The sequence below is a fragment of the Streptomyces sp. IBSBF 3136 genome, assembly GCF_036815105.1.
Classification (GTDB): Bacteria; Actinomycetota; Actinomycetes; order Streptomycetales; family Streptomycetaceae; genus Streptomyces.
Genome location: NZ_JAJSZC010000321.1, coordinates 1 through 6,887 on the forward strand (window position 1 = coordinate 1; position 6,887 = coordinate 6,887).

The 6,887-nt window shown below is 72.2% G+C and carries 5 protein-coding genes; 4 read left to right on the forward strand and 1 reads right to left on the reverse strand.

Annotation, left to right across the window (positions count from 1 at the left end; all coding sequences use genetic code 11):
* The 3 genes from V7E45_RS37530 to V7E45_RS37540 all read left to right on the forward strand — a co-directional run.
* A partial coding sequence (locus tag V7E45_RS37530; protein WP_333778753.1) for an SDR family NAD(P)-dependent oxidoreductase occupies nt 1-575 on the forward strand: 575 nt, incomplete at its 5' end.
* A complete protein-coding gene (locus tag V7E45_RS37535; protein ID WP_333778754.1) occupies nt 572-1,654 on the forward strand; it encodes an S-adenosylmethionine:tRNA ribosyltransferase-isomerase in 1,083 nt (360 codons plus the stop codon). The genes V7E45_RS37530 and V7E45_RS37535, both read left to right, overlap by 4 nt.
* A gap of 301 nt (nt 1,655-1,955) precedes the next feature.
* Entirely contained in the window at nt 1,956-2,708 is a 753-nt protein-coding gene (locus V7E45_RS37540) for a transglycosylase SLT domain-containing protein (RefSeq protein WP_333778755.1), read from the forward strand.
* Between the two features lie 75 nt (nt 2,709-2,783).
* On the opposite strand, the gene V7E45_RS37545 is transcribed toward V7E45_RS37540, so the two are convergent.
* Nucleotides 2,784-5,321, reverse strand: coding sequence for an ABC transporter ATP-binding protein/permease (locus V7E45_RS37545; protein WP_333778756.1), 2,538 nt, complete (start codon nt 5,319-5,321; stop codon nt 2,784-2,786).
* Nucleotides 5,322-5,562: 241 nt separating this feature from the next.
* Between V7E45_RS37545 and V7E45_RS37550 the strand changes: the two genes are divergently transcribed.
* Nucleotides 5,563-6,887, forward strand: a 1,325-nt coding sequence (locus V7E45_RS37550) for a streptophobe family protein (protein ID WP_333778757.1), incomplete at its 3' end; no start/stop codon positions are given.

A 6,887-nucleotide genomic window follows, 5' to 3' on the forward strand; every position in this document is an offset into this window, starting at 1 on the left:
CGGCGGAGGCGGTCGCCGGGCGGGGCCTGGGGGTGGCGGCGCTGCCCGGGGACGTCACGGACCCGGGGCACCGGGCCGGTCTGGTGGCGGCGGCGCGCCGGCTGGGCGGTGCCGATCTGGTGGTGAGCAACGCGAGCGCGCTGGGCGCCGAGCCGCTGGTGCGGCTGGCGGAGCTGCCCCCCGAGGGGTTGCGGCGGGCGCTGGAGGTGAACGTGGTGGCGGCGCTCGGCCTGGTCCAGGAGGCGCTGCCGCTGTTGCGGGAGTCGCCGGCCGGCACGGTGATCGCGGTGAGTTCGGACGCGGCGGTGGAGGCGTACGGGACGTGGGGCGGCTACGGGGCCTCGAAGGCGGCCCTGGACCAGCTCGCGGCCGTGCTCGGGGCCGAGGAGCCGGGCCTGCGGGTGTGGGCGGTGGATCCCGGGGACATGGCGACGGAGCTGTACGCGGCCGCCGTGCCCGGTGACGACGGGCCGCGTCCGGCGCCCGCCGAGGTCGTGCCGGCCTTCCTGCGGCTGCTGGACGAGCGGCCGGCGAGCGGGCGGTACGCGGCGCCGGCCCTGGTGGTGGGGCGATGAGCACGGCGGTGCGGGTGCCCGAGGAGCTGTCCGCGCGGGTGCCGGCCGAGCAGCGCGGGCCCGGTCTCGACCGGGACTCCGTGCGGTTGCTGGTCTCGCGGGGTACGGAGGTGTCGCACCACGCGTTCGCGGAGCTGCCGCGGCTGCTGCGGGCGGGGGACCTGCTGGTGGTGAACACCTCGCCCACGCTGGCGGCGGCGGTGGACGGGCGGATCGGGCACGCGCGCGTGGTGGTGCACTTCTCCACGCGCGGGGACGACGGCCGGTGGGCGGTCGAGCTGCGTGATCCGGACGGAGCGGGCACCACGCGCGCGCGTACGGGTACGCGTGCGGGGACGCAGGTGATGCTGCCCGGGGCGGGGGCGCTGGTGCTGGAGGAGCCGCTGAGCGCGCGCGGGGAGCGGCTGTGGTGGGCGCGGGCGGCGGGGGACGTCCGGCAGGCGCTGCGCGTGCACGGGCGTCCCATCCGCTACTCCTACACGGAGCGGGACCAGCCGTTGCCGGTGTACCAGACGGTGTTCGCGCTGCCGTCGGCGGACGGGGCGGGGAGCGCGGAGATGCCGAGCGCGGCGCGCCCCTTCACCGCGCGCCTGGTGGCGGAGCTGGTGAGCCGGGGGGTGGAGTTCGCGCCGGTCACGCTGCACACGGGGGTGGCGTCCATGGAGGCGCACGAGCCGCCGTACCCGGAGCGGTTCGCGGTGCCGGAGGCGTCGGCGCGGACGGTCGAGGCGGTCCGGGCGGGCGGCGGCCGGGTGATCGCGGTGGGGACGACGGCCGTACGGGCCCTGGAGTCGGCCGCGGGGCCGGACGGGGCGGTGCGCGCGGCCCGGGGGTGGACCGATCTGGTGGTGACGCCGGGGCGCGGGGTGCGGGTGGTCGACGGGCTGCTGACCGGGTTGCACGAGCCGGAGGCCTCACATCTGCTGATGCTGGAGGCGGTGGCGGGGCGGGCGGCGGTCGAGCGTGCCTACGCGGAGGCGTTGCGGGGGCGCTACCTGTGGCACGAGTTCGGGGACGTGCACCTCATCCTCCCGTCGGAGGCGGCTCACCGAGAGCATTGCGACGGCAACTCGCTGTGAGATACCTGCCGTCGCCCATGTGAGCCCGCGCATAGGGCCCACATCACGTACGAAAGGGCATAGGAGATAAACACGCCCATATGAACGGGGCAGACGGCCTAGTCTGTCCCGTTTTGCCCCTCCCTGATCCACTATCCAGGATAGTACGTCACACCTTTGCCTGGGCATTTTGCGCCCGCTAAGAATTGCTTCCGTCGCTCAGCGCCGTGGGTTTCCACCCCGCGGCGTTCGTGTGGGAGGAACCGATTCCCCCGGCGGACGCCGAGCGACCTCCGCGCCCGAACGAAGAGGTCCATCAGCTATGCCCAAGAACATCCTCAGTCGCCGTCTCAGTCGCACGCTGACCAAGCAGCAGCAGAAGATCGCCATAGCCGGTGTCGGCACGCTCGGCGTCGCCGCCCTCGCCTTCTCGGCCGTCCCCGGCAACGCCGACACGGTCACCACCGGCGCACCGGCCGCCGCGTCCGCACAGGTCGCCGCCGCCCCGCAGGTGAAGAACGTCAAGGGCTCGCTGACCGACCAGCTCGCCACCGAGACCGTCAAGCTCGACACCCTGGCCGCGCAGAAGAAGGCGGCGGCCGACGCCGCCGCCAAGAAGCAGGCCGCCGCCGAGGCGAAGAAGAAGGCCGCCGACGCCGCCGCCCGCAAGGCCGCGCAGGACCGCGCCGCCAAGACGCCGGCGAACCGCTCGGCGCAGCGCCCGCAGGTCCAGCTGGTCTCCGCGAAGACGTACGCCGACAACCTGGACGGCTGGATCCGGCGGTCCCTGGACATCATGCGCTCCAAGGGCATCCCGGGCAGCTACCACGGCCTGCACAAGAACATCATGCGCGAGTCCTCCGGCAACCCCCGCGCCATCAACGACTGGGACGTCAACGCCATCAACGGCATCCCGTCCAAGGGTCTGCTCCAGGTCATCCCGCCGACCTTCAACGCGTACCACGTCACCGGCACCTCGTGGAACATCTACGACCCGGTCGCCAACATCACCGCCGCCGCCAACTACGCGGCCGACAAGTACGGCTCGATCGACAACGTCAACAGCGCGTACTGAGGTCGGCGCGGACCTCTGACACGCGGAAAAGGGCGGCACCCCTAGGGGTGCCGCCCTTCGCGCGTCCGGCCGCGGTTACTTCCGCATGACCTCCGGCTCGTGCCGGCGCAGGAAGCGGGCGACCAAGAAGCCGCAGACCACACCGAGGACGATCAAGGCGATCATGTCCAGGGTCCACGCCGCTCCCGTGTGGTTCCACAGCGGGTCGGTGCTGGTCGGGTCGTCGGCGTTGGGGGCGATGTTGTTGAAGTCCAGCGTGGCGCCCGCGGCGGCCACCGCCCAGCGCGACGGCATCAGGTACGAGAACTCGTTGACGCCCGGGGTGCCGTGCAGGGTGAAGAGGCAACCGGTGAACACGACCTGGATGATCGCGAACATGACCAGCAGCGGCATGGTCTTCTCGGCGGTCTTCACCAGCGAGGAGATCACCAGGCCGAACATCATCGAGGTGAAGCCGAGCGCCATGACCGGCAGGCACAGCTCCAGCAGCGTCGAGTGGCCGAGGACGACCCCCTCCTCGGGGATCTCGCGGCTCGAGAAGCCGATCAGGCCGACCATCAGGCCCTGCAGCACCGTGACGGCACCGAGCACGACCACCTTGGACATCAGGTACGCCGAGCGGGACAGGCCGGTCGCGCGCTCCCGCTCGTAGATGACCCGTTCCTTGATCAGCTCACGGACGGAGTTCGCGGCACCCGCGAAGCACGCGCCGACGGCGAGGATCAGCAGGACGGTGGTCGCGGTGCCGTTGGGCACGTGCAGGCCGGTCTTCGGGTTGACCGCCTCGTTGACCAGCAGTCCCTTGTCGTGGTCGATCAGCAGGCTGACCGCGCCGAGCACGGCGGGCAGGATCACCGTCAGGGCCAGGAAGCCCTTGTCGGAGGCGATGACCGCCACGTAGCGCCGGATCAGGGTCATCAGCTGCGAGCCCCAGCCCTGCGGCTTGGGCGGCTTGATGGCCTGCGGCGGAGGCATGTGTACGGACTGCGCAGCGACCGCGTCGATGTCCGCTGCGTACATCTGGTAGTGCTGCGAGCCCTTCCAGCGGCCCGCCCAGTCGTAGTCGCGGTAGTTCTCGAAGGCGGAGAAGACGTCGGCCCAGCTGTCGTAGCCGAAGAAGTTCAGCGCCTCCTCCGGCGGACCGAAGTAGGCCACCGCACCGCCCGGCGCCATCACCAGGAGCTTGTCGCAGATCGCCAGCTCGGCCACGGAGTGGGTCACCACGAGGACCGTGCGGCCGTCGTCGGCGAGGCCGCGCAGCAGCTGCATGACGTCACGGTCCATGCCCGGATCGAGACCGGAGGTCGGCTCGTCCAGGAAGATCAGCGACGGCTTGGTGAGCAGCTCCAGCGCCACCGAGACGCGCTTGCGCTGGCCACCGGACAGGGACGTGACCTTCTTGTCCTTGTGGATGTCCAGCTTCAGCTCGCGCAGCACCTCGTCTATGCGGGCGTCGCGCTCGGCGGCCGTGGTGTCGGCGGGGAAGCGCAGCTTGGCCGCGTACTTCAGCGCCTTCTTGACGGTCAGCTCCTTGTGCAGGATGTCGTCCTGCGGGACCAGACCGATGCGCTGGCGCAGCTCGGCGAACTGCTTGTACAGGTTCCGGTTGTCGTACAGCACCTCGCCCTGGTTGGCGGGCCGGTAGCCGGTCAGCGCCTTGAGCAGGGTCGACTTGCCGGAGCCCGACGGGCCGATCACCGCGATCAGGGACTTCTCCGGGACACCGAAGGAGACGTCCTTGAGGATCTGCTTGCCGCCGTCGACCGTGACGGTCAGATGGCGCGCCGAGAAGGAGACCTCACCGGTGTCGACGAACTCCTCGAGGCGGTCGCCGACGATGCGGAAGGTGGAGTGGCCGACGCCGACGATGTCGTTCGGGCCGAGCAGCGCCGTGCCGCCCTTGGCGATCGGCATACCGTTGACGTACGTGCCGTTGTGCGAGCCCAGGTCACGGATCTCGAACCGGCCGTCGGGCGTGGCGTGGAACTCGGCGTGGTGACGCGAGACCTGCAGGTCGGAGACGACCAGCTCGTTCTCCAGGGCACGGCCGATGCGCATCACGCGGTCGAGCGAGAACTGGTGGAACGTGGTCGGGCTGCGGTCGCCGTAGACCGGCGGCGCCCCCGCGCCACCACCGGGCGTCTTCTGCGCGTACTGCTCCGGCGGGGCGCTCTGCTGCTGCGGGAAGGGCGCGGCCTGCTGCGGCTGTTGCCAGTCCGCCTGCGGCGCCGGCTGCTGCGGCGGCGCCTGCTGCGCCCAGCCCGCTCCCGCCCCCTGCGCGGCGTACGGCGCCGCCTGCTGCTGCTGCGACTGCACCGCCGCGACGCCGGAGAGGTTCAGGCGCGGGCCGTCGGTCGCGTTGCCCAGGTACACCGCCGAGCCGGGGCCGATCTCCATGCGGTGGATCCGCTGGCCCTGCACGAAGGTGCCGTTGGTGCTGCCATGGTCCTCGACGACCCAACTACGGCCGTCGAAGCTGACCGTGGCATGGCGCCAGGAGACCCTGGCGTCGTCGAAGACGATGTCACCCTGCGGATCGCGCCCGAGGGTGTAGGGCCTGGACGCATCGAGCGTCCAGGTCCGTCCGTTTGATTCCAGTACGAGTTCCGGCACTCCATGCCCCACTGAGTTGTCCCCCGAATTTCCCCCATCACAGGGAGTCTAGGGATGTCGAACATCGTGGGGAACTATTTCAGGCTCGGCCCCATGACCGAAAGCCGGGCCTTGCGCGCGCCGCCGGCGCGCGCATCAACTCGCCCCGTTGACGGGGTTGAAACCGGGCCGGAGAGTGGTAATCCCCCGCGAGGGGGACGAGCGCGGCCGCGGGACCGCGCCGCGGATCGGGGGGTCTGCCATGAGCGCCACGGGCGTCGAGACCGCACGGCACGGCACACCGCTGCCGTGGACGGACATCCTGTTGTCCGCGATCGCCGCCGTGAGCTGGGCGTTGATAGGGATGGCGGGCACGGCCGCGCTGGGCCTGCACCTGCTGCGAGCGGACGCCGAGGGCTCACTGGGCCCCATGACAGCGGCCGTTGTGGCTCTCGGGGCGGGTGGTTCGGTGTCGCCGTCGGGCGATGTGTCCGCTTTCGGACTGAAGGGCGCCGAGGCCCACACGGCCGTCGAGATCACGCCACTCGGGGTGAGCCTGGTCGGAGCCCTGCTGCTGGCGTGGTTCTTCCTGCGGTCCCTGCGCACGGCCGGAGTTGTGATCGCGCCGGCCGAACTCCTCGCGCGCGCGGGCGCGGTGATCGCCCTGTTCGTGGCGACGCTGGGCGGCCTCGCGTGGGCCGGGCACGACGTCGTCACGATCGACGGCGGCGCGCTCGGCCTCGACCGGCTGCCCGGCGGCGCCGGCAAGGGCGGCGGCCTGGACATCCCCGGCGTGGGCGACGTCGGCGGGCTGCTGCCGGACCGGATCGGCGATCTGATCCACGCCAAGGCGGCCGTCGGCTTCACCGTGGACACCGCGCCCACCCTGCTCGGCGGCCTCGGCTGGTCCGCCGGTGTCCTGCTGATCGCCCTGTTCGCCTCCCGCCGCACCCCGCTGCCGGCCGGCTGGGACGCCGTGCACCGGGTGGTACGGCCGGCCGTCTCGGCACTCGTCACGGTGCTGCTCGTGGCCGTGGCCGCCGGGCTCGCGGCCGCGGGGTACGCGGCGATCGGCGACGACCACCCGCGCCGGATCGCGGGCGCGGCCCTGCTGGGCGCCCCGAACGGCGTGTGGCTCGGTGTCCCGGTCGGCCTGTTCGTCCCCTGGGACGGCCGGGCGACCGGCGTCCTCGGCACGGTGCTGCCCGACCCGCTCGACCGGCTCCTGAGCTCGGACTCCGAGAAGCCCGTGACGCTGGGCCGGCTGGCCGAGCTGGACGGGCGGGTGTGGCTGCTCGCGGTGGCGGCGGCGCTGATGATCCTGCTGGCCGGGGTGCTCACGGCGGTACGGACTCCGGTGCGCGGGCAGGTCGGCCCGGCGGGGTTCGCCGGGCGCTGCGCCCTGCGGCTCGGGACGGTGACCGCGCTCGCCCTGCCCTTCCTCGCCTGGCTGGCTGACGTGTCGGTGAACGCCTCGCTGTCCGTACTGGGCTTCGACGCCTTCGGCGCGGGCATCGAACTGCACGGTCACCTGGGCACGGCGTTGCTCCTGGGCGCCGTGTGGGGCGCGGGGGCCGGGGCCCTGGG